19 protein-coding genes are annotated in these 21,691 nt (G+C 70.1%); 14 read left to right on the top strand and 5 right to left on the bottom strand.

The window, feature by feature from the left end; all coding sequences use genetic code 11:
• Window positions 1-102 precede the first annotated feature (102 nt).
• The 3 genes from ACEJ41_RS04765 (at window position 103) to ACEJ41_RS04775 (ending at window position 4,476) form a co-directional block, all read left to right on the top strand.
• Window positions 103-1,668: a transglycosylase SLT domain-containing protein gene (locus ACEJ41_RS04765; protein ID WP_374013647.1), complete on the top strand. Its 1,566-nt coding sequence runs from the start codon at window positions 103-105 to the stop codon at window positions 1,666-1,668.
• A 47-nt stretch (window positions 1,669-1,715) separates the two neighbouring features.
• Window positions 1,716-2,867, top strand: a complete 1,152-nt coding sequence (locus ACEJ41_RS04770) for a GDSL-type esterase/lipase family protein (RefSeq protein ID WP_374013648.1) — start codon at window positions 1,716-1,718, stop codon at window positions 2,865-2,867.
• A 238-nt stretch (window positions 2,868-3,105) separates the two neighbouring features.
• Window positions 3,106-4,476: a class II fumarate hydratase gene (locus ACEJ41_RS04775; protein ID WP_374014067.1), complete on the top strand. Its 1,371-nt coding sequence runs from the start codon at window positions 3,106-3,108 to the stop codon at window positions 4,474-4,476.
• A gap of 45 nt (window positions 4,477-4,521) precedes the next feature.
• Here ACEJ41_RS04775 and ACEJ41_RS04780 read toward each other — a convergent pair whose 3' ends face one another.
• The 4 genes from ACEJ41_RS04780 to ACEJ41_RS04795 all read right to left on the bottom strand — a co-directional run bounded on the left by ACEJ41_RS04780 (window position 4,522) and on the right by ACEJ41_RS04795 (window position 7,565).
• On the bottom strand, window positions 4,522-5,241 hold the full coding sequence (locus ACEJ41_RS04780; RefSeq protein ID WP_374013649.1) for a hypothetical protein: 720 nt from the start codon (window positions 5,239-5,241) through the stop codon (window positions 4,522-4,524).
• Between the two features lie 73 nt (window positions 5,242-5,314).
• Window positions 5,315-6,316: an ABC transporter permease gene (locus ACEJ41_RS04785; protein WP_374013650.1), complete on the bottom strand. Its 1,002-nt coding sequence runs from the start codon at window positions 6,314-6,316 to the stop codon at window positions 5,315-5,317.
• Window positions 6,313-7,203, bottom strand: coding sequence for an ABC transporter ATP-binding protein (locus ACEJ41_RS04790; RefSeq protein WP_374013651.1), 891 nt, complete (start codon window positions 7,201-7,203; stop codon window positions 6,313-6,315). Before ACEJ41_RS04790 ends, ACEJ41_RS04785 begins: the two co-directional genes overlap by 4 nt.
• The gene (locus ACEJ41_RS04795) at window positions 7,200-7,565 is read right to left on the bottom strand and encodes a GntR family transcriptional regulator (RefSeq protein WP_374013652.1); all 366 of its coding nucleotides are present in this window, start codon (window positions 7,563-7,565) and stop codon (window positions 7,200-7,202) included. The genes ACEJ41_RS04790 and ACEJ41_RS04795 overlap by 4 nt, the downstream gene beginning before the upstream one ends.
• 356 nt (window positions 7,566-7,921) lie before the next feature.
• Between ACEJ41_RS04795 and ACEJ41_RS04800 the strand changes: the two genes are divergently transcribed.
• The 11 genes from ACEJ41_RS04800 to recJ all read left to right on the top strand — a co-directional run bounded on the left by ACEJ41_RS04800 (window position 7,922) and on the right by recJ (window position 20,571).
• The gene (locus ACEJ41_RS04800) at window positions 7,922-8,485 is read left to right on the top strand and encodes a glutathione peroxidase (protein ID WP_374013653.1); all 564 of its coding nucleotides are present in this window, start codon (window positions 7,922-7,924) and stop codon (window positions 8,483-8,485) included.
• A gap of 95 nt (window positions 8,486-8,580) precedes the next feature.
• On the top strand, window positions 8,581-9,513 hold the full coding sequence (locus ACEJ41_RS04805; RefSeq protein ID WP_374013654.1) for an FKBP-type peptidyl-prolyl cis-trans isomerase: 933 nt from the start codon (window positions 8,581-8,583) through the stop codon (window positions 9,511-9,513).
• A gap of 31 nt (window positions 9,514-9,544) precedes the next feature.
• The gene (locus tag ACEJ41_RS04810) at window positions 9,545-10,912 is read left to right on the top strand and encodes a UDP-glucose/GDP-mannose dehydrogenase family protein (RefSeq protein WP_374013656.1); all 1,368 of its coding nucleotides are present in this window, start codon (window positions 9,545-9,547) and stop codon (window positions 10,910-10,912) included.
• 17 nt (window positions 10,913-10,929) lie between these two features.
• A complete protein-coding gene (locus tag ACEJ41_RS04815) occupies window positions 10,930-11,160 on the top strand; it encodes a SlyX family protein (protein WP_374014068.1) in 231 nt (76 codons plus the stop codon).
• An 84-nt stretch (window positions 11,161-11,244) separates the two neighbouring features.
• Window positions 11,245-11,943 (top strand): DUF2058 family protein, encoded by a 699-nt coding sequence (locus tag ACEJ41_RS04820; RefSeq protein WP_374013657.1) that lies wholly within the window; start codon window positions 11,245-11,247, stop codon window positions 11,941-11,943.
• Between the two features lie 92 nt (window positions 11,944-12,035).
• Complete coding sequence (gene dapB, locus ACEJ41_RS04825) at window positions 12,036-12,788, top strand: 4-hydroxy-tetrahydrodipicolinate reductase (RefSeq protein ID WP_374013658.1); 753 nt, start codon at window positions 12,036-12,038, stop codon at window positions 12,786-12,788.
• Between the two features lie 185 nt (window positions 12,789-12,973).
• Window positions 12,974-14,110, top strand: a complete 1,137-nt coding sequence (gene carA, locus ACEJ41_RS04830; RefSeq protein WP_374013659.1) for a glutamine-hydrolyzing carbamoyl-phosphate synthase small subunit — start codon at window positions 12,974-12,976, stop codon at window positions 14,108-14,110.
• 1 nt (window position 14,111) lies between these two features.
• Window positions 14,112-17,354, top strand: coding sequence for a carbamoyl-phosphate synthase large subunit (gene carB / locus ACEJ41_RS04835; protein WP_374013660.1), 3,243 nt, complete (start codon window positions 14,112-14,114; stop codon window positions 17,352-17,354).
• Window positions 17,351-17,827: a transcription elongation factor GreA gene (gene greA / locus ACEJ41_RS04840; protein ID WP_374013661.1), complete on the top strand. Its 477-nt coding sequence runs from the start codon at window positions 17,351-17,353 to the stop codon at window positions 17,825-17,827. The genes carB and greA overlap by 4 nt, the downstream gene beginning before the upstream one ends.
• A gap of 36 nt (window positions 17,828-17,863) precedes the next feature.
• Window positions 17,864-18,811 carry a phosphoglycerate mutase gene (locus ACEJ41_RS04845; RefSeq protein ID WP_374013662.1) on the top strand — a complete coding sequence of 316 codons (948 nt, stop codon included), beginning with the start codon at window positions 17,864-17,866 and terminating at the stop codon, window positions 18,809-18,811.
• Complete coding sequence (recJ, locus tag ACEJ41_RS04850) at window positions 18,808-20,571, top strand: single-stranded-DNA-specific exonuclease RecJ (RefSeq protein WP_374013663.1); 1,764 nt, start codon at window positions 18,808-18,810, stop codon at window positions 20,569-20,571. The genes ACEJ41_RS04845 and recJ overlap by 4 nt, the downstream gene beginning before the upstream one ends.
• A 40-nt stretch (window positions 20,572-20,611) precedes the next feature.
• Here the strand turns inward: recJ and ACEJ41_RS04855 are convergent, their stop codons facing one another.
• Window positions 20,612-21,688, bottom strand: a complete 1,077-nt coding sequence (locus ACEJ41_RS04855; protein ID WP_374013664.1) for a DUF1176 domain-containing protein — start codon at window positions 21,686-21,688, stop codon at window positions 20,612-20,614.
• Window positions 21,689-21,691: the final 3 nt, after the last annotated feature.

Raw genomic sequence — 21,691 nt, forward strand, 5'->3', positions numbered from 1 at the left:
CCGATTCTAAGGCTGAATCGGCCCGTCCTCCGCGTCGCGCTCCCCTTGCCGCCCGGCCGCGGCCGCGGCTAACCTGCCGGTCGCTTCTTCCCTGGTGTCGAAATGCTCTTGCGTTCGTTGTGGTTCCGGTCGCTGATGGCCGCCCTGCTGTTGTGCTGCGTCACCGCGCCCGCGCTGGCGCAGCGGGTTTCGGCCAAGGACCGGGCCGCCGCCGAGGAACGGGTCGCGCAGATGGCCGCCGCCGAGCGGCGTTACGAGGAAGCGCTGGTGCTGGTGGCCAACGGCGACCCCAAGGGCACCACCGAAAGCAACGCCGCCCTGGAGGACATGGAGGACGCGGTGGATGCCTGCGCCCGCCAGCGCGGCTGTCCGTTGTCGGACCTGCTGGCCACCTTCAAGCGCCTGCTCAAGGCCGGCGTGGATGCCCGCACCGCCGACCTGGAAGAAGAGCCGGAAGAACACGACGACATGCTCGACGCCGATCCGGCATTGGCCGCCGACGTGCCCGAAGCCCTGCGCGCCGCGCGCCTGCTCGGCGACGACCGGCGCCATGCCTTCGACCGCATGGTCAGCTTCAACCCGGCCGTCCAGGCCGGTATCCGCCGCTGGCTCACCGACATGCGTCCGCAACTGATGACCAGCTACGAGAACTACCAGGTCATGCGCCACCTGATGTGGCCGGAGTTCGAGCGCCGCGGCCTGCCGGAAGCGATGTTGTTCGGGATCCTGGCCAAGGAGTCCAACGGCCGCGTGCATTCGGTCTCGCGCGCCGGCGCGAGCGGGCCGATGCAGTTCATGCCGGCCACCGGGCGCCGCTTCGGGCTGGGCCCGGACGGCACCGGTTTCGACACCCGCTACGACCCGCGCAGCGCTGCCGAGGCCAGCGCCACGTACCTCAACGAACGCCTGCGCGAACTCAACGACGACGTGGAACTGTCGCTGGCCGGCTACAACGGCGGCGAGGGCAGGGCGCGGCGCGTGCACCGGCAAAGCGGCGGCTCCGGATTCTGGGAGGCATCGGTGTACGAGCAGTTCCCCGCCGAGACCCGCGACTACGTGCCCATGGTGATCGCCGCGGCGTGGATCTTCCTGCATCCGCGCCAGTTCGGGATCACCTTCCCCAAGGTGGACGCGCATCCGGCCACGCTCAAGCTGACGCGCCCGGCCAGCATCTACGAGCTGACCGTGTGCCTGGGCAACACCGGCAACCGCGACGGCTACATGCGCAGCCTGCGCAACCTCAACCCGCGCTACGACGCCGAAACTCCGATTCCGGCCGGGACCGTGCTGGCCGCCACCACCCGGATCGCCGGGCTGTACCACCGCCATTGCGAGAGCGGCACGCGCGCCGAGCTGGCACGTGCACTGGTCACTGCCGACGTCAATGCCGCCATCGTCCGCGATGGCATGGCCGGCAACGTGGCGGTGGGCCAGGTGACACCGCTGCCCGGCGTGGCGACCACCGTGGCCACCGGCACCGCGCAGCCGGCGCGGCCCAAGGCGCAGCAGGTACGCAGCTACCGCGTGGCCAAGGGCGACACCCTGGGCCGCATCGCCGAGCGGCATGGCTGTGCGCTGAAGGCGCTGGCGCGTGCCAACGGCCTCAGGGCGCCGGCCTATGCATTGCGCCAGGGCCAGCAACTGCGCCTGGAAGGCTGCAGGAAGTAGTGTCCAGCCCGCCACCGGCCGCGCATCGCAAAGGGAAGGGGAACGCCATGAAATCGTGGGGGCTGCTGGTGCTTGCATGCCTTGCAGCGACACCTGCAACGGCGCAGACCGTGTCGCGCGTGGACCCGGCCGATGTGGCCGGCTTCGACCGCGTGTTGCCAATGCGCATCGTGGGCAGGGTCGCGCCCGAACAGGGCGATACTCCCGGCCTGGTCCGCCGGCAATGGCCCGGGACCTATTTCGAGACCGCATTCGACGGGACCGAGGCCGCATTCCGGGTGGGGCCGGGCGAAGTGCACCTGCGTGTCGGCGTGGACGGCACGGCGATCCCGCTGCTGCGGCCGGCGCCGGGGCTGTACCGCGTCGCCGGGCTCGCGCCGGGGCCGCACCGGCTGCGGGTCGACGTGGTCAGTGAAAGCCAGGCCGGTGCCACCGTCTTCGGTGGTTTCCATGCGCGTGCCGGGACCACGCCCATCGCGCCCACCCCGCGGCCACGACAGATCGAGTTCATCGGCGATTCGCACACCGTCGGCTACGGCAACACCTCCGCCACGCGCAACTGCACCCGCGAGGAGGTATGGCGCACCACCGACACCTCGCAGGGCATCGCCCCGCGCGTGGCCCGGCACTTCGACGCCGACTACCAGGTCAACGCGATCTCCGGGCGCGGCATCGTCCGCAATTACGACGGCGGCCCCGGCCACACCCTGCCGCAGGCCTATCCGTACACGTTGTTCGAGGATGCGCAGCCGTACCTGGCGCAGGCGTGGTCACCGCAGGTCATCGTGATCGCGCTGGGTACCAACGACTTCACCACGCCGTTGCGGCCGGGCGAGCACTGGCCCACGCGCCAGGCGCTGCACCGCGATTTCCAGGCCGGCTACGCCGGTTTCGTGCGGGAACTGCGCGCGCGCAACCCGGCGGCCGAGGTCGTGCTGTGGGCCACCGACCTGGCCGACGGCGAGATCGCCGCGCAGGTCGAGCAGGTGGTGCAGGCGTTGCACGCCGCCGGTGAGCAGCGGGTCCAGTTCGTGCGGATCGGCGGGCTGCAGATGTCGGCCTGCGACTGGCACCCGGGATTGGCCGATGACCAGGCCATTGCCGCTGCGATCATCGCCGAGCTGGAGCGGCGGCCGGACACCTGGAGCCAGACCCCGCCGGGGTCCGATGCAGCGGCTGCATCGTTGCCGGGCAACTGACGCCGGCGCTGCGGCCCGGGCGTGCATCACGCCTGCAGGTGCGGGCAGCGCGTATGCTGGCCCGCCAGCCAGCGCGACCGGCCTGGCCCGGACGCGCGCCGTGGTCCCTCACTGGAGACGGTCGATGAGCAAGACACCCCGCCGCCCGCAAGCACGGGCGACCACCACCGGCACGCGTGCGGGCAAGCGCGGCGGCACCGCGCCGGCGCGTGCAGCGACCCGCACCGAACACGACAGCATGGGCGCGCTGCAGGTTCCCGCAGACGCCCTGTGGGGTGCGCAGACCCAGCGCGCGGTGCAGAACTTCCCGGTGTCCGGACGGCCGATGCCGCGCGGCTTCATCCGCGCCCTGGGCCTGGTCAAGGCGGCCGCGGCCGAGGTCAACGCCGGCCTTGGGCTGCTGCCCAGGAACCTGGCCGGCGCCGTGCGCGTCGCCGCACTGGAGGTGGCCGATGGCCGCCACGATGCGCACTTCCCGGTGGACATCTACCAGACCGGCTCGGGCACCTCGTCCAACATGAATGCCAACGAGGTCATCGCCGCGCTGGCCAATGCCTCGGGCAAGGCCGGCAAGCGCACGGTGCACCCCAACGACCACGTCAACCTGGGCCAGAGTTCCAACGACGTGGTGCCCACCGCGATCCGGGTGTCGGCGCAGCTTGCCGTGGTCGAGGACCTGCTGCCGGCGCTCAAGCACCTGCGCCGGACCATCGACGCACGGGGCCGCGCGCTGCGCCGCGTGGTCAAGACCGGCCGCACCCACCTGATGGATGCGATGCCGCTGACCTTCGCCCAGGAGTTCGGCGCCTGGGCCGCGCAGTTGAAGTCGGCCGAGGCACGCCTGCAGGATGCGCTGGTGCGGCTGCGCCGTTTGCCACTGGGCGGCACTGCCATCGGCAGCGGCATCAATGCCGATCCGCGCTTCGGCGCGCGTGCGGCCAAGGTGCTCTCGACCCTGGCCGGCACCCGGTTCGAGAGTGCGCAGGACAAGTTCGAGGGCATCGCCGCGCAGGACGACGCGGTGGAGCTGTCAGGCCAGCTCAATGCGCTGGCGGTGGCGTTGATCAAGATCGCCAACGACCTGCGCTGGATGAACGCCGGGCCGCTGGCCGGGCTGGGCGAGATCGAACTTCCTGCGCTGCAGCCGGGCAGCTCGATCATGCCGGGCAAGGTCAACCCGGTGATGCCGGAGGCCGTGGTGATGGTCGCCGCCCAGGTGATCGGCCACCACACCGCAATTACCATTGCCGGCCAGACCGGCAACTTCCAGCTCAACGTGACCCTGCCGCTGATCGCGGCCAACCTGCTGGACTCGATCCAGTTGCTGGCCAACATCTCGCGCCTGCTGGCCGATGCATCCATCGCCGGGCTGCAGGTGCGGCGCGAGCGGGTGCAGGAGGCGCTGGACCGCAACCCGATCCTGGTCACCGCGCTCAACCCGGTGATCGGCTACGAGAAGAGCGCGGCCATCGCCAGGCAGGCCTACCGCCAGGCGCGCCCGGTGCTGGAGGTGGCGATGGAAGTGACCGGCCTGCCGGAAAAAACCCTGCGGCCGTTGCTGGATCCGGCGCTGCTGACCCGCGGCGGCATCCACGGAAAGAGCGGCTGAGCCAGCGCCGCGTGCCGGCCAGCACCGCGCGCCGGGTGCCGTGCCTCAGGAAGCCGCTTCGACCTGGGCGGCAGCGGCTTCGGCTGCCTCGCGTTCCTTGTGGCAATCCTCGATGTCGGATGCATCCATCGTCGCGTAGGGGACGAAGGCCGGCAGCGCGGCAGCCAGCGCCTGCTGCGATTGCAGCAGCGCCGGCAACTGGTGGCAGATCTTCAACGCCTCGGCCTCGATCTTCTTGCCCTCGGCTTCCATCTGCTTCTCGAACGCTTCGGCATTGCCGCTGAACATGCTTTTCAGCGCGCCCGCAGCGGCCTTGGCGCCGAGGTCGGCACCCTGCATGCCCAGGCCGATGCCGGTCTCGGCGATGGCGATGATGTTGCCGCGGTGGGCCAGCAGCAGCTGGCGCTGCGTATCGTCCAGCGCGACGGCCTTGCCATCGATCAGCAGGTCGCCCTGCGGGGTGATCTCCGCGCGCGGCTCGCCGCTGCGGACGCCGCCACCGAACTTGTCGCCGAAGTTGATGCCGGCACCGTGCTGGCCGCCTACCGGGATGTTGCTGGTGGCCAGTTCCTGGCGGGCCTTGTCCAGGCCGCGGCGCACGGCCTGGCCGATCAGCGTGTCGCTGTTGCCGGTGGCGGTCGCGGCCGGGTCGGCCGGTGCCGGCTCGCGGCTGCAGGCGGCCAGCGGCAACAGGCACGCCAGCGCCATGGCCAGGGCCAGGCGCTGGATGGCGCGGCTGGCCGGAATGCGGGATGAAGGTTGCATGCGGGGACTCCCCTCGTGATGGTCAGGGTCAGGGCGCGCCACGCCGGGGCGGGGCGCGCCTGGTCAGGCCTGGTCAGGCTTCGTCGCGCCAGCGGCGCAGGTACACGGCCAGGGCGATGAAGGCCACGCCCACCGCCACGCCGATCCACAGGTCCGCGGTGGCGAAGATCTGCCAGCTGCGGGTCAGGTCGATGGCATCGACCAACTGGCCCGGGCTGGTGGCATGGATCGCCGGATCGACGACGTCGCCGTTCAGCGGCAGGTACCAGGTGCCGGGCAGGATGCTGAGCAGCCCCCGGTACAGGCCGGTGTACCAGACCAGATCGTGGGCGATGCGCACGCCGGGCAGGATCGCCATCATGCTGATCACCACGCAGGCCAGCACCGGCACCAGCACCGCCCACAGGAACGGCTTGGAGCGCGCGGCGGCCGAGCAGAACATCAGCCAGCCCACGGTGGGCAGGGCCCAGGCCACGTAGACCGGCAGCGTGGACAGCACGCCGCCGATGATCCGGAACGGGTGCGACTGGGTGAACACCGCCGCCGCCGCCGGCAGCCCGTTGATGGTGATGGTCAGGGCCGAGATCACCCACAGTGCCACGCCGATCAGCAGGCCCACGCCCAGCGCGTACAGCGGCGCCAGCACCAGCGCCCAGGTGGCCTTGGACAGGACCATGTCCAGGTCCGACACCGGCAGCGACTTCCAGAACAGCACGCTGCGGTCGCGGCGATCGTCGTACAGCGCGCCCAGTGCGTAGAAGAACACCACGAAGGCCAGGACCACGCATGCCAGGACCACGCCCGACAGCAGCATCGCGTCGCCGACCGCGCCCAGCATCCGGTTGAACTCCTCCGGCGGGACGCCATCGAGCTTGAAGCCGCTGTTGCCCATGCTGCGGCGCGCGGCGATGCTGCCGATCACGGCAAGGATCAGGTTCAGCACCACCACGATGATGCCGGCGATGGCCGGGGCCCAGACGAATCCGCCGCGGTTTTCCCAGTACTCGCGCTTGAGCAGCCAGGTGAACCGGGTCATCGCCCCGGTACGGGCCGGGGCGGCAGGCAAAGCGTTCATGCGTAGGTCCCCTTCATGATGGCGACGAACAGGTCGGCCAGGCCGGGCTTGCGTGTATCGCCCAGGTCGGCCAGTTGCGAGGGCGGCACGCCGTCGTACAGCAGCACGGTCTTGCCGAAGGGCAGGGCGCGCTCGTCGATGGGCTGCAGCGCGCGCGCGGCGTCCAGCGAGTGGGCGTCCACCTGCAGTTCGGTATAGCGCTCGGCGACATCGTCCATGTCCGCCGACAGCACGATCCGGCCGTCGCGGATGAACAGCACGTCGGTGAGGATGTGCTCGATCTCCTCCACCTGGTGGGTGGTGATCACGATGGTCTTGTCCTCGTCGAAGTAGTCCTCCAGCAGGCGCTGGTAGAACTGCTTGCGGTACAGGATGTCCAAGCCCAGGGTGGGCTCGTCCAGCACCAGCAGGCGCGCGTCGATCGCCATCACCAGGGCCAGGTGCAGCTGCACGATCATGCCCTTGGACAGCTCGCGCACCCGCAGCTTCGGGTTGAGCTGGGTGTTGGCCAGGAAGCGCTCGCACTTGGCGCGGTCGAAGCGCGGGTGCACGCCGGCGACGAAGTCGATCGCCTCCTTCACCCGGATCCAGCGCGGCAGCACGGCCACGTCGGCGATGAAGCAGACCTGGTTCATCAGCTCCTCGCGGCGGGTGCGCGGGTCCATGCCCAGCACGTCCAGGTTGCCCTCGAACGGGGTCAGGCCGAGGATCGCCTTGAGCGCGGTGGTCTTGCCGGCGCCGTTGGGTCCGATCAGGCCGACGATGCGGCCCGCGCCGATCTCGAAGTCGGCGCCGGCCACCGCCAGCTTGTGCTTGTAGGCCTTGCGCAGGCCGCGTGCGGAAATCACCCGACTGGCAGGTGCGGTTTCGTGTGCCGGGAGGTTCATCGGTCGTTCCCCAGGGAGTTGAGCAGTTCCTCGGGCGAGAGCCCCAGGCGCTGGATGCGTTCGGCCACGGCGGGCCACTCTTCGGCCAGGAAGCGTTCGCGTTCGCTGCTGCGCAGGGTCGCGGCTGCTTCCTCGGTGACGAACATGCCAAGCCCGCGGCGCTTCTCCACCAAGCCCTCGTCGGCCAGTTCCTGGTAGGCACGGGACACGGTGATCGGGTTGAGCCGGTACTCGGCGGCGACCTGGCGCACCGAGGGCAGGGCCTCGCCCGGCTTGAGCAGGCCGTCGAGCATCATCGCCACCACCCGCTCCTTCAGCTGCCGATAGATCGGAGCGCCATCGCTCCACTGGATATCGCTCATGGCTCAGCCTCCGGAGCGCAGGGCGCGGGCGAAGGAGAAATAGGGCATGGTCGAGGAGGCGCGGACGCGGCGCGTGGGGCGCTCGGCGTTCGCCGCTGATTCATGGCCTGCATGCTCCACTCCGGCCGGTCCATACTCGACGGGCGGGGACGGGAGCCAGCGGGCGGCCGCGAGCAGGGCCACTGCCAGGCCCATCGCCACCCAACCAGGACGGACCGCGTAGGAAGTGCGCTTCATGACTCCTCACCTGCATATCTGGTGTTGTATTCAACTATAACACCTAAACACGCTGCGTCAACCACTTCTGCACCCAACCAATGGCCTATGCTGGCCGTGCCCGATCCGGAGCCGCCATGATGTCCTTCAAGAGCTTGATCGTATTGGTCTTTTCCATGCTGCTGGTGGCTCCCGCCAGCGCCGCCGGGCCGGCCCTGCTGGACGTGGACTACCGTCCGTTGGCGGGCAAGACCCCCGTCAACCTGGCCCAACAGCACGCCGGCAAGGTGCTGCTGGTGGTCAACACCGCCAGCAAGTGCGGCTTCACCCCGCAGTACGAGGGCCTGGAAGCGCTGCACCAGCAGTACGGCGCGCAGGGCTTTGCGGTGCTCGGCTTCCCGTCCAACGACTTCCGCAACCAGGAATTGGGCAGCGAGGCCCAGATCCAGGAGTTCTGCACGCTCACCTACGGGGTCAAGTTCCCGATGTACGAGAAGGTGCATGTGCTCGGCGCGCAGGCCACGCCGCTGTACCAGCGCCTGGCCAGTGCCACCGGGACCCAGCCGGGCTGGAACTTCCACAAGTACCTGATTGGGCGCGATGGCCGCGTGGTCGGCAACTGGGCCAGCAAGGTCGAGCCGCAGGACCCGGCGCTGGTGGCGGCAATCGAGCGCGAACTGAAGGCCGGCGCGCCCGCCAACTGACCGCCTGCTGATCCGGTCGCGGCGCGTGCGTGCGACAATGCGCCCGCGCCGGCACGGCCGGTGGATCGATCCAACCTTGACGGAATCCTAGACGAATGAACAACCGCATGCGCGGCGCGCTGGCGTCGCTGGTGATGGGAGCAGGCATGATGACGACAGCAGCAGCGGCACAGGACAAGGCCGGGCTGGCCACCGAGAAGGACAAGGTGAGCTACGCCGTTGGCCTGGATGTGGCCCGCTCGTTCGAGTCCATTGCCAAGGACATCGACATGGTGGCGTTGCGCCGGGCGGTGGACAACGCCTTCGCCGGCGGCGAGCCGCTGCAGCCCGAAGCGCAGGCGCAATCCGTGCACGCGGCGCTGCAGACCATCGTGGCGGCCCGTTCGGGCCAGCGCGTGCCGGGCATGGCGCCAGGCAGCGAGCCGCAGGCGCCGCCCAGGGAGCAGGTGGGCCTGCTGCTGGGCGATCGCATGATCGGCCCGTCGCTGGCGCCGCTGAAGGACGACATCGACCTGGACGTGCTGTTCCAGGCGCTGCGCACGGCCTTTGACGGTGGCACTGCGCTGTTGAGCGAGCAGGACGCCATGGCTGCCCTGCAGGCCTACATGGGCCGCAAGCAGCAGGCCGCGGCCGAGCAGAACCGCGCCGATGGCGCCGCGTTCCTGGCCAGCAACCGCACCCAGAAGGGCGTGATGACCACGCCTTCGGGCCTGCAGTACATGGTCCTGCGCCAGGGCAGCGGCCCGCGTCCGATGCCCCGCGACCGGGTGCGCGTGAACTACGAGGGCAAGCTGCTGGACGGCACCGTGTTCGACAGCTCCTACGAGCGTGGGCAGCCGGCCGAGTTCGGCCTGGACCAGGTGATCGCCGGCTGGACCGAAGGCCTGGCGCTGATGCCGGTGGGGGCCAAGTACCGCTTCTGGATCCCGTCCGACCTGGCCTACGGCGCCAATGGTGCGCCGGGCGGCAAGATCGGCCCGGACGCCACCTTGACCTTCGACGTCGAGCTGCTGGGCATCGCCCAATAAGCCCGCGGCTGGCAACGGGAGCACGCACGCGATGCGCGTCGCCATCTTCGGCACCGGATACGTCGGCCTGGTCACCGGCACCTGCCTGGCCGAGGTTGGCCACGACGTGGTGTGCGTGGACGTGGATGCGGCCAAGATCGAAGGCCTGCGCAACGGCGTGGTCCCGATCTACGAGCCGGGCCTGGAGCAGATGGTCCAGGCCAACCACGCCGCCGGCCGGTTGCACTTCAGCACCGATGCGGCGGTGGCCATCGGCCACGGCGACCTGCTGTTCATCGCCGTCGGCACGCCGGCCGACGAGGACGGCAGCGCCGACCTGCAGCACGTGCTGGCCGTGGCCCGCACCATCGGCCGCCACATCGACGGGCCGGTGGTGGTGGTGAACAAGTCCACCGTGCCGGTGGGAACCGCCGACCAGGTGCGCCAGACCATTGCCGCCGAGCTGGAAGCGCGCGGCGCGGACGTCCCGTTCGACGTGGTCGCCAACCCCGAGTTCCTCAAGGAAGGCGACGCGGTGGCCGACTGCATGCGCCCGGACCGGATCATCGTCGGCGCCGACAGCCATGCCCCGGTCGCGCGCATGCGCCGCCTGTATGCGCCTTTCAACCGCAACCATGACCGCTTCGTGGTCATGGACGTGCGCTCGGCCGAGCTGACCAAGTACGCGGCCAACGCCATGCTCGCCACCAAGATCTCGTTCATGAACGAGATCGCCAACATCGCCGAGCGCGTGGGCGCGGACGTGGAAGCGGTGCGCAAGGGCATCGGTTCGGATCCGCGCATCGGCTGGCATTTCATCTATCCCGGGATCGGCTACGGCGGCTCGTGCTTTCCCAAGGACGTGCGCGCGCTGGCCCACACCGCCCAGCAGCATGGCTACGGCGCGCAGTTGCTTGAAGCGGTGGAGCAGGTCAACGAGCGCCAGAAGGGCCACCTGTTCGAACTGATCCAGCAGCACTACGACCGCGGCGAGGACGAAGGCGTGCGCGGCAAGACGTTCGCGGTGTGGGGCCTGGCGTTCAAGCCCAATACCGACGACATGCGCCAGGCCTCCAGCCGCAGGCTGCTGGCCCAGTTGTGGGATGCAGGCGCGCGCGTGCGCGCCTACGACCCGGAGGCAATGGACGAGGCCAGGCGGGTGTTCGGCGAGCGCCCGGACCTGGAGCTGTGCGACTCGGCCGCCGCCGCGCTGGAAGGCGCCGATGCACTGGCCGTGGTCACCGAATGGAAGGAATTCCGCAGCCCGGACTTTGCCGGCCTGCACGCCAGCGTGGCCGATGCGGTGGTGTTCGATGGCCGCAACCTCTACGAGCCCGAGGAAGTCGAAGCCGCGGGCCTGGCCTATTACGGCATCGGCCGCGGCCGCTCGCTGCGGCCGTCGGCGAGGACCGCACCATGAGCCCGGTGCAGGCAACCATGCAGGGCATGGGCGCAGGCGACGGCCTGGAGCGCCGCCTGATGGAGCTTGAAACCCGGCTGACATTCCAGGAGCAGGCCCTGTCGGAGATGAGCGAGGCGCTTGCCGACGCGCGCCTGGAACGTGCACGCAGCGATGCCCTGCTGCAGGCGGTGCTGGCCGACCTGCGTGGCCTGCGCGGCGCGCTGTATGCCGATCCGGCCAGCGAGCCGCCACCGCCGCATTATTGAGCCGCGGCGGGGCGTGCCGTCCCGCTGCATCCGCCTTCGTTGCCGACGCCCCGCCCGGGCGGCCGCCGTACCCCACTTACGCCCATGATCGACAGCCTTCGCGACCAGTTGCTCAACCTCGGCTTCAAGGCGCCGGAACCCGCACCCAGGCCGGCCTCGGTCAAGGGTGCAAACGCCGCAGGCAAACCCCCGCATCCGCGCGGTCCGGGCGGCAAGGGCGGAAAGGGCGGAAAGGCTGGCAAGGGTGGTGCGCCCGCACGTGCAGGCCAGCAGGCGCGCAGCGGCAAGCGCGAGCGCGGGGGGCGCCAGGGAGCGCCGCAGGCTGCGTCTGGCAAGTCCGGCTCGGAGATGGACCTGGGCAAGGCCTGGGCATTGCGCACGCAGCAGGAAAAGCAGGAGCGCATCGCGGCCGAGCGCGCCCGCCAGGAAGAGGCGCAGCAGCGCCGCCAGGCCCGGGCCAGGCTGGAAGAGTTGTTGCAGGGCAAGGCCTTGAACGACCCGGCTGCCGAGATCGCACGCCACTTCGAATACGGCGGCAAGATCAAGCGGATCTACGTCAATGAAGGCCAGCTCAAGGCGCTCAATGCCGGCGACCTGGGCGTGGTCCAGCTCAATGGCCGCTACCTGCTGGTCGATGCCGCAGTGCTGGCGCAGGCCGAGGCGGTGTTCGCGCAGGCAGTGGCGCTGAAGGGGCCATTCACGGCGCCGCCCACCGACGCCGCGCCGGCCGACGACCCGTATGTCGATCCGCGCTACCAGGTGCCCGACGACCTGGTCTGGTAGCCGGCCGCGATGCGCGTGCGCCATCGCGCACGTCCCGGTGGCGGTCGCGCGCGCTTGCCCGTGCGCCACGCGCCCGCTAGCCTGCGCTGGCCATGAACACCAAGCCCCTGCGAATCCTCATCCACGGCGCCTCCGGACGCATGGGCCAGGCCGTGTTGCGCCTGGCCGCCGATGTACCTGCACATGCACCTGCACCTGCACCTGCACCGTGGCAGGTGGTTGCCGCGGTAACCAGGCGCGCGCCGACCCAGCGCGTGGTGGATGGCGTGCCCCATTTCGCCGCCGCCGAACTTGCCGCGGCGCCGGAGTTCGACGTGGCCATCGACTTCAGCCTGCCCGAGGGCTTCGATCCCGTGCTGGCACTGTGCGCCGAGCGCGGCCGGGCACTGGTGTCGGGCACCACCGGGCTGGATGCTGACCAGCGTGGCGCGCTGGAAGCGGCCGCGCGGGTGATTCCGCTGCTGTGGGCATCCAACTTCAGCGTCGGCGTGGCGGTGCTGAACGAACTGGTCGAGCGCGCCGCCTGTGCCTTGCCCGGGTGGGACTGCGACATCGTCGAATCACACCACGTGCACAAGAAGGACGCCCCGTCCGGCACCGCCCTGACCCTGGGCGAGTCGGCCCGGCAGGGCGGCGCGCAGCCGCGCTACGCCAGCCTGCGCGCCGGCGACATCGTCGGCGAACACCTGGTCCAGTTCGCCGGCCAGGGCGAGCGCGTGGAGCTGGTGCACCGCGCCACCAACCGCGACATCTTCGCCCGTGGCGCGCTGCAGGCCGCCTCGCGCCTGCATGGCCGCGGGCCGGGCCTGTACACGATGCGCGGCCTGCTGTTCGGCGCGGGCTGAACCATCCCTGCCGGGCAGCGTCCCGGCCGCTGGCCGGCGTTTCCTTTTCGGGCCTTCGCCGGTACAATTCTCGCTCGCCTGTTACCCCCAGCCCCGGACCGGAGAGACACCGAGTCCGCGGTTTCTTGCAGCCCGGCTTCCGCCGCGGCCGGCGACAGGGCTCCTTCTACCTCAAGGCGAACCACGTGACTCAATCCGCAATCCTCGTCCTCGAAGACGGCACCGTGTTCGAGGGCGATTCCGTAGGCGCCAGCGGCCTTTCGGTTGGCGAAGTGGTGTTCAACACCTCGATGACCGGCTACCAGGAGATCGTCACCGATCCCTCCTATGCCCGCCAGCTGGTCACCCTGACCTATCCCCACATCGGCAACACCGGCTGCACCGGCCAGGACGACGAGGCCACCCAGGTGTGGTCGGCCGGGCTGATCGTGCGCGACGTGCCGCGTCGTCCCAGCAACTGGCGCAGCGAGGTGTCGCTGCAGGACTGGCTGGTGGCGCGTGGCGTGGTCGCCATCTCGGGCATCGATACCCGCAAGCTCACCCGCATCCTGCGCGAGCGCGGCGCCCAGAACGGCGCGCTGATGGCCGGCAGCGTCGACGTGGAGCAGGCGCTGGAAGCGGCGCGCAAGTTCCCGGGGCTGCGCGGCATGGACCTGGCCAAGGTGGTCAGCACCACCAAGGCCTATCCGTGGAGCGAAGGCCAGCTGGACCTGGACCGCAACACGTTCGAGCGCAGCGAGCCGCGGTTCAAGGTGGTGGCCTACGATTTCGGGGTCAAGCTCAACATCCTGCGCATGCTCGCCGGACGCGGCTGCGAGGTCACCGTGGTGCCGGCGCAGACCCCGGCGGCCGAGGTGCTGGCGCTGCAGCCGGACGGCGTGTTCCTGTCCAACGGCCCGGGTGACCCGGCGCCCTGCGATTACGCGGTTGCCGCCATCGGCGAGTTCGTGTCGCGCCGGATCCCGCTGTTCGGCATCTGCCTGGGCCACCAGTTGCTGGCCATGGCCAGTGGCGCCAGGACGATGAAGATGCCGCACGGCCACCACGGCGCCAACCACCCGGTGATCGACCTGGACAGCGGCAGGGTGATGATCACCTCGCAGAACCATGGCTTCGCGGTGGACGAATCCACCCTGCCGGCCAATGTGCGCGTCACCCATCGTTCCCTGTTCGACGGGACCAACCAGGGCATCGAACTGACCGATGCGCCCGCGTTCTCCTTCCAGGGCCACCCGGAAGCCTCATCCGGCCCGCATGACGTCGCGCCCCTGTTCGACAGGTTCGTCGCGCTGATGTCCGGCCAGCACGCAGCGAAGAACTGAGATGCCAAAGCGCAACGACATCAAGACCATCCTCATCATCGGCGCCGGCCCGATCGTCATCGGCCAGGCCTGCGAGTTCGATTACTCCGGCGCGCAGGCGTGCAAGGCGCTGCGCGAGGAGGGCTACCGGGTGGTGCTGGTCAACAGCAACCCGGCCACGATCATGACCGACCCGGACACCGCCGACGCGGTGTACATCGAGCCGATCAACTGGCAGACGGTCGAGAAGATCATCGCCAAGGAAAAGCCCGACGCGCTGCTGCCCACCATGGGCGGGCAGACCGCGCTCAACTGCGCGCTGGACCTGGCCGACAACGGCGTGCTGGAGAAGTACGGCGTGGAGCTGATCGGCGCCAAGCGCGACGCGATCCGCATGGCCGAGGACCGCGAGCTGTTCCGCGTGGCGATGCAGGAAATCGGGCTGGAGTGCCCCAAGGCCGCCGTCGCCAGGACCTTCGAGGAAGCGGTGGAGATCCAGGCCACCGTCGGCTACCCGACCATCATCCGGCCGTCCTTCACCCTGGGCGGCACCGGTGGCGGCATCGCCTACAACCGCGAGGAGTTCGAGGAGATCATCAAGCGCGGCCTGGAGCTGTCGCCGGTGGGCGAAGTCCTGGTCGAGGAGTCGGTACTGGGCTGGAAGGAGTTCGAGATGGAAGTGGTCCGCGACACCGCGGACAACTGCATCATCGTGTGCTCCATCGAGAACCTGGACCCGATGGGCGTGCACACCGGCGACTCGATCACCGTGGCCCCGGCGCAGACGCTCACCGACAAGGAATACCAGCGCCTGCGCGACGCCTCGATCGCGGTGCTGCGCAAGATCGGCGTGGATACCGGCGGCTCCAACGTGCAGTTCGGCATCAATGCCGCCACCGGCCGCGTGGTCGTGATCGAGATGAATCCGCGCGTGTCGCGCTCTTCGGCGCTGGCCTCCAAGGCCACCGGCTTCCCGATCGCCAAGGTCGCCGCCAAGCTGGCGGTGGGCTACACCCTGGACGAGCTGCAGAACGAGATCACCGGCGGCAAGACCCCGGCCTCGTTCGAGCCGGCCATCGACTACGTGGTCACCAAGATCCCGCGGTTTGCGTTCGAGAAGTTCCCGCAGGCCGACGCGCGCCTGACCACCCAGATGAAGTCGGTGGGCGAGGTGATGGCCATGGGCCGCACCTTCCAGGAATCGGTGCAGAAGGCCCTGCGCGGGCTGGAAACCGGCAAGGTGGGTTTCGACCCGACCGGCCTGGACCTGGCCAGCGAGGACGACCTGGCCGTGCTGCGCCGCGAGCTCAAGGCGCCCGGCCAGGACCGCCTGTTCTACGTGGCCGATGCGTTCCGCGCCGGGATGAGCGTGGAGGATATCCACGCACTGTCCTTCATCGATCCGTGGTTCCTGGACCAGATCGAGGAGATCGTGCAGGAAGAGCAGGCCGTGGCGGCCGAAGGGCTGGACTCGCTGGACGCCGCGCGCCTGCGCCGGCTCAAGCGCGCCGGTTTCTCCGACGCGCGCCTGGCGGAGCTGGCCGGCACCAACGAAGCCGGCATCCGCGCGCTGCGCCGCGCCCACAAGATCAAGCCGGTGTACAAGCGGGTTGATTCGTGCGCCGGCGAGTTCGCCACCAGCACCGCCTACCTGTACTCGACCTACGAGGACGAGTGCGAGGCGCAGCCGAGTGACCGCGACAAGATCATGATCCTCGGCGGCGGCCCCAACCGCATCGGCCAGGGCATCGAGTTCGACTACTGCTGCGTCCACGCCGCCCTTGCCCTGCGCGAGGACGGCTACGAGACCATCATGGTCAACTGCAACCCGGAGACGGTCTCCACCGACTACGACACCTCCGACCGCCTGTACTTCGAGCCGCTCACGCTCGAGGACGTGCTGGAGATCGTCGAGCTGGAGCAGCCCAAGGGCGTGATCGTGCAGTACGGCGGCCAGACCCCGCTGAAGCTGGCGCGCGCGCTGGAGGCCAATGGCGTGCCGGTGATCGGCACCAGCCCGGATTCGATCGACCTGGCCGAGGACCGCGAGCGCTTCCAGCAACTGGTCGACAAGCTGGGCCTGAAGCAGCCGCCGAACCGCATCGCGCGCAATGCCGACGAGGCGTTGCTGCTGGCCCGCGAGATCGGCTATCCGCTGGTGGTGCGGCCCAGCTACGTGCTGGGCGGCCGCGCCATGGAAATCGTCTACGGCGAGTCCGACCTGGCGCGTTACGTGCGTGACGCGGTCAAGGTGTCCAACGATTCGCCGGTGCTGCTGGACCGCTTCCTCGACAACGCGGTGGAAGTGGACGTGGACCTGATCGCCGATGCCGAGGGCAACACCCTGATCGGCGGGGTGATGGAGCACATCGAGGAAGCCGGCGTGCACTCGGGCGACTCGTCGTGCTCGCTGCCGGCGTACTCGCTGTCGGCCGCGACCCAGGACGAGCTGCGCCGGCAGGTCATCGAACTGGCCCGCGCGCTGAACGTGATCGGCCTGATGAATACCCAGTTCGCGATCCAGACCAACGAGGACGGGACCGATACCGTGTTCCTGCTGGAAGTGAACCCGCGTGCCTCGCGCACCGTGCCGTTCGTGTCCAAGGCCACCGGCGTGCAACTGGCCAAGATCGCCGCGCGCTGCATGGCCGGCCGCTCGCTGGCCGAACAGGGCGCCACGAAGGAAGTGGTGCCGGACTACTACTCTGTGAAGGAGGCGATCTTCCCGTTCGCCAAGTTCCAGGGCGTGGACCCGATCCTGGGCCCGGAAATGCGTTCCACCGGCGAAGTCATGGGCGTGGGCCGCAGCTTCTACGCGGCCATGGCCCGCGCGCAGGAAGCCGGCGGGATCAAGGCGCCGGCGCCGGGCAAGGCGTTCGTCTCGGTGCGTGACCCGGACAAGCAGCGCGTGGTGCCGGTGGCGCGTTCGCTGCTGGAGCGCGGCTTCAGCCTGGTGGCCACCCGTGGCACGGCCGCGTGGCTGCAGGAGCATGGCATCGAGTGCGGCGTGGTGAACAAGGTGGCCGAGGGCCGCCCGCACATCGTCGATTCGATCAAGAACGGCGAGATCGCCTACATCGTCAACACCACCGAAGGCCGCGCCGCGATTGCCGACTCGTTCTCGATCAGGCGCGAGGCACTGCAGCAGCGCGTGACCTATTCGACCACCATCGCCGGCGCCAAGGCGCTGGTGCATTCGCTGGAGTTCCGCGGCACCGGCCCGGTGTGGTCGCTGCAGGAGCTGCACAAGGAGCTGCAACCATGAGGGCCCCGATGACGCTCAAGGGCGCCCAGCGCCTGCGCGAGGAGCTGGAGCAGCTGAAGTCGGTGAAGCGGCCGGAGGTGATCGCCGCGATTGCCGAGGCCCGCGCCCACGGCGACCTCAAGGAGAACGCCGAGTACCACGCCGCGCGCGAGCAGCAGGCCTTCATCGAGGGCCGCATCAAGCAGCTGGAAGGCGAGCTCTCGCACGCCGACCTGATCGACGTGGCCAAGCTCAATGCCGGCAGCAAGGTGGTGTTCGGCGCCACCGTGACCCTGGCCGACGTGGAGACGGACGAGGAAGTGCGCTACCAGATCGTGGGCGACCTGGAAGCCGACATCAAGCAGGGCCAGATCGCGATCTCCTCGCCGGTGGCGCGTGCGCTGATCGGCAAGGAGGAGGGCGACGCCATCGTGATCGACGCTCCCGGCGGCAAGCGCGAGTACGAGATCGCCGGCGTCGAGTACCTGGGCTGATCGCGACGGCCGGGCCCGCGTCGTGATCCCGACCACATGACCTCGATCACGCTGCTGCTGCCGGAACGCCGGCGCCTGGGCGGCGCGTTGCCCGCCACTGCGGCGCAGGTCCTCGGCCGCGCCGCGCGCGAACAGTCAGGGCCGGGACGGCTGGCGCAGTTGCGCAGGCATTTCCGGCTGCTGCCGGACCATTGGCCGGCAGCGGCGCTGACCCGGGCGATCGATGCCGGCACCGATCCGGGCGAGGCCGGCACGGTGTGGCTGCGCGCCGACCCGGCGCATGTCGCGCCCGACCTCAACGGCGCGCGCCTGCTCGGCTGGGGCGAGGGCCTGGGCCTGGACACCGACGACGCACACGCGCTGCTGCCCGCGCTGCGGCCGCTGTTCGGCGATGCCGGCTTCCTGCTTGATGCACCGCATCCGGCGCGCTGGTACCTGCGGCTGCCCGCGGGCGTGCGCCTGCCGGACTTCGCCGCGCCGGAGGATGCCGTGGGCGAGGACCTGTTCCTGGCCCTGCCGCAGGGCGACGATCCGGTGGCACGGCGCTGGCGCGCGCTGATCACCGAAGTCCAGGTGGTGCTGCACCAGCATCCGTGGAACCTCGAGCGTGCCGGACGCGGACGGGTGGCGATCAACTCGCTGTGGTTCTGGGGAGCGGGTGTGGCACCCGACGCGGTGCAGTCGCGCTACATGAACGTGCGCAGTCCCGATGCCCTGCTGCAGGCACTGGCCCGCGCCTCGGGCGCGGCCACGGCCACGCCGCAGGCTGCGGGCGTGGCCACCGGCGACAGCCTGGTCGACCTGCGCCACCTGCATTCGCTGGACATGCTGGTGACCCAGGTGCTGCCGCCGCTGCTGGAATCGATGGCACGCGCGGAGTACGACGCCCTGGTCCTGGACTTCGAGGACGGTGCCTGCTTCCACCTGCGGCACGGGCAGCGCTGGCGGTTCTGGCGGCGACCGTTGCCGGCATTGGCGCCGTGAGCGTGCCGGACCGGCGGATCCTGCGGCGGCCGCAGGCGCGCGTGGCCGGTGCCTGGCCCGAGCGGGTGCCGCCGCTGCTGCGCAGGATCTACGCCGCGCGCGGCGCCGATTGCTACGAACAGGCGCAACCGAAGCTGACGATGCTGCTGCCGCCCGATGGCCTGTCCGGCCTGGATGCGGCGATCGACCTGCTGGATGCGGCGATCCGCGATGATCGCCATATCGTGGTGGTCGGCGATTTCGACTGCGATGGCGCCACCGCGTGCGCGGTGGGCGTGCGCGGCCTGCGCATGCTTGGTGCCCGCCGGGTTTCGCACGCGGTGCCCAACCGCATGGTGCATGGCTATGGCCTGTCCCCGGCGCTGGTGGAGGAGCTGGCGGCGCTGCAGCCCGACCTGCTGCTCACCGTGGACCACGGCATCGCCTGCCATGCCGGCGTTGCCGCCGCGCGCGCACGCGGCTGGCAGGTGCTGGTGACCGACCACCACCTGCCCGGCGAGGTGTTGCCGGCGGCCGACGCCATCGTCAATCCCAACCTGGCCGGTGATGTGTTTCCCAGCAAGATGCTGGCCGGCGTGGGGGTGATCTTCTACCTGCTGCTGGCGTTGCGGAGAAGGCTTCATGGCGATCATGCCGATCGCGACGTCAACGCAGCGGCCGTCGATGGCCGCGCGCCGCAACGGCAGCGCCCCGACCTGTCCCGATTGCTGGACCTGGTGGCGGTGGGCACCATCGCCGACCTGGTGCCGCTGGACGCCAACAACCGCGTGCTGGCCGCGGCCGGGCTGCGCCGCCTGCGCGCAGGCCACGGCTGTGCCGGGCTGCGGGCGCTGGTGGAGGTCTGCGGGCGCGACCCGGCCCGCCTGACCGCCACCGACATCGGCTTCGCGATCGGGCCGCGGCTCAACGCCGCCGGACGCCTGGAAGACATGGCCCTGGGCATCGAGTGCCTGCTGACCGACGACCTGGAGCGTGCGCGCGAACTGGCCGCGGTGCTCGACCGGATCAACGCCGAGCGGCGCAACGTGCAACGCAGCATGACCGACGAGGCCGAGGCCGCGCTGTCGGGCGCACGCCTGGAAGACGCGTCGGCGCTGGCGCCGTGCCTGTTCGACCCGGGCTGGCATCCGGGGGTGGTCGGGCTGGTGGCATCCAAGATCAAGGAGCGCCTGCACCGGCCGGTGGTGGCATTTGCGCCGGCCGAGCCCGGCTCGGCGCTGTTGCGCGGCTCGGCGCGTTCGATCCCCGGCTTCCACATCCGCGACGCATTGGCCGCGGTGGCCGCCTTCCATCCCGGCCTGGTGGAGCGCTTCGGCGGCCACGCCATGGCCGCCGGGCTGAGCCTGCAACGCGAAAAGTTGCCGCTGTTCGAACAGGCATGGCAGGCGCATGCGGCCGGTTGCCTGGACCCGGCCCTGCTGCAGGGCGAACTGCTCAGCGATGGCGAGCTGCTGCCGCAGGAGTTCGACCGTTTCCATGCCGAAGCCTTGCGTGATGGCGGCCCATGGGGGCAGGGCTTCCCCGAGCCGCTGTTCGATGGCCACTTCGATGTACTCGACTGGCGCACGGTCGGCGAGCGCCACCTGAAGCTGCAGTTGCGCCACCCTGCGCGGCGCGAACCGCTGGCGGCAATCCAGTTCGGTGCCTGGCAGGGCGTGGCGCCCGCGTCGCAGCTGCACCTGGCCTATCGGCTGACGCCGGATGATTACCGCGGCGGCAGCGCGATCCAGCTGGTGGTGGAGCACGCACTGCCGGGGTGACGGGGCGCGTGGAGTGAGGCGCGGCGTGCGCCCGCCGCCGTCAGTCGTCGACCACGTCCACCACAATGGTAGGCAGGTGCCACGCCCCGCCGACTCCGATCGCGCGGCACTTGCCCGTGGTGGCTTCCAGGGTCTGCACGAACGTGGTCCCGGTCCATGCCCATTCGGCGATGCTCAAACAGTCGCCCAGGCCGCGGCCCCTGTGCTCGGCGTGGATGCGGCCATCGCCATGGCCGCTGGCGTCGGTGGTGACCAGCTGTGCGCGATGGGGCGGCTGGTCGTCCACGATCCAGTAGCCCACGCCCTTGTTGTACGCGCCGCGCCAGCAGGTCGTGGATACCAGCACGCTGTCGGCGGAGAGGCGCTGGACCTCCAGCGGTGCCGGGATTTCCTCCAGGCCTTCGCAGCCGTGATCGGATCCCAGGGTGGCAACCAGCGCCTGGCGCACGGCCGCACCCGCCAGGCGCGCATCATCCGGCCGGCTGGCGGCAAACGGAACCACGCGCACGCTCGCCCGCGGTGGCGCCGCGCGTACCGCGCTCGGCTTGAGCTTGCCGCGCCTGACCAGTGCATCGGCGGTGAGCAGCCGGCCCTGGTATTCGTCCATCTTCAGCAGCACCGCCATCGCGCCGGCGGTGGACAGCGGCCAGCGCTGGCCCGCGTCGTCGATGAAGGCCACGTCCGGATCGTCGCGCACTGCATCCAGCAGCGCCTGCAACTGGGCCGGAGCGAGAGTGCCCAGGGTCGGGTTGGCCAGGGTCGGGGTGTGGACCACGCCCAGGTCGCGTCCATCGATCCGCAACCGCAGCGGCCCGTCGGGCCCTGGCCCGATCCAGTCGGCAAAGCGCACCTGGCCGGTGGGTGCCTGCCACGCGCCCGGCAGGCGCGTGACCAGGACACTGGCCCGGTACTCCTCGGGGCTGTCCAGCGCGCTGTAGCCGGCCGCCCGGCAGGTGCCGGTGGTGTCGCAGGCCAGTTCCCAATCGCGATGGCTGAAGTGCAGGCCGTCGCGCGTCGCCGCGCCAGCCGCACTGGCCAGCGCCAGCCAGGCAAGGCAGGTGATCCATGCCAGCAGGTGCGCACGCGCGCCGCCGGCGCATGCCGCCGATGATTGCATCCG

This window comes from Pseudoxanthomonas koreensis, from assembly GCF_041890415.1.
In the GTDB taxonomy this organism is placed as follows: Bacteria; Pseudomonadota; Gammaproteobacteria; order Xanthomonadales; family Xanthomonadaceae; genus Pseudoxanthomonas; species Pseudoxanthomonas koreensis_A.

Coding starts and splice junctions, on each gene's coding strand:
- ACEJ41_RS04785 (WP_374013650.1), bottom strand. CDS start 6,316: ATGAACGCTTTGCCTGCCGCCCCGGCCCGTACCGGGGCGATGACCCGG.
- ACEJ41_RS04815 (WP_374014068.1), top strand. CDS start 10,930: ATGCAGGGCATGGGCGCAGGCGACGGCCTGGAGCGCCGCCTGATGGAG.
- ACEJ41_RS04770 (WP_374013648.1), top strand. CDS start 1,716: ATGAAATCGTGGGGGCTGCTGGTGCTTGCATGCCTTGCAGCGACACCT.
- dapB (WP_374013658.1), top strand. CDS start 12,036: ATGAACACCAAGCCCCTGCGAATCCTCATCCACGGCGCCTCCGGACGC.
- ACEJ41_RS04820 (WP_374013657.1), top strand. CDS start 11,245: ATGATCGACAGCCTTCGCGACCAGTTGCTCAACCTCGGCTTCAAGGCG.
- ACEJ41_RS04805 (WP_374013654.1), top strand. CDS start 8,581: ATGAACAACCGCATGCGCGGCGCGCTGGCGTCGCTGGTGATGGGAGCA.
- ACEJ41_RS04855 (WP_374013664.1), bottom strand. CDS start 21,688: ATGCAATCATCGGCGGCATGCGCCGGCGGCGCGCGTGCGCACCTGCTG.
- ACEJ41_RS04845 (WP_374013662.1), top strand. CDS start 17,864: ATGACCTCGATCACGCTGCTGCTGCCGGAACGCCGGCGCCTGGGCGGC.
- ACEJ41_RS04780 (WP_374013649.1), bottom strand. CDS start 5,241: ATGCAACCTTCATCCCGCATTCCGGCCAGCCGCGCCATCCAGCGCCTG.
- ACEJ41_RS04800 (WP_374013653.1), top strand. CDS start 7,922: ATGTCCTTCAAGAGCTTGATCGTATTGGTCTTTTCCATGCTGCTGGTG.
- ACEJ41_RS04765 (WP_374013647.1), top strand. CDS start 103: ATGCTCTTGCGTTCGTTGTGGTTCCGGTCGCTGATGGCCGCCCTGCTG.
- greA (WP_374013661.1), top strand. CDS start 17,351: ATGAGGGCCCCGATGACGCTCAAGGGCGCCCAGCGCCTGCGCGAGGAG.
- carB (WP_374013660.1), top strand. CDS start 14,112: ATGCCAAAGCGCAACGACATCAAGACCATCCTCATCATCGGCGCCGGC.
- ACEJ41_RS04810 (WP_374013656.1), top strand. CDS start 9,545: ATGCGCGTCGCCATCTTCGGCACCGGATACGTCGGCCTGGTCACCGGC.
- ACEJ41_RS04790 (WP_374013651.1), bottom strand. CDS start 7,203: ATGAACCTCCCGGCACACGAAACCGCACCTGCCAGTCGGGTGATTTCC.
- ACEJ41_RS04775 (WP_374014067.1), top strand. CDS start 3,106: ATGGGCGCGCTGCAGGTTCCCGCAGACGCCCTGTGGGGTGCGCAGACC.
- ACEJ41_RS04795 (WP_374013652.1), bottom strand. CDS start 7,565: ATGAGCGATATCCAGTGGAGCGATGGCGCTCCGATCTATCGGCAGCTG.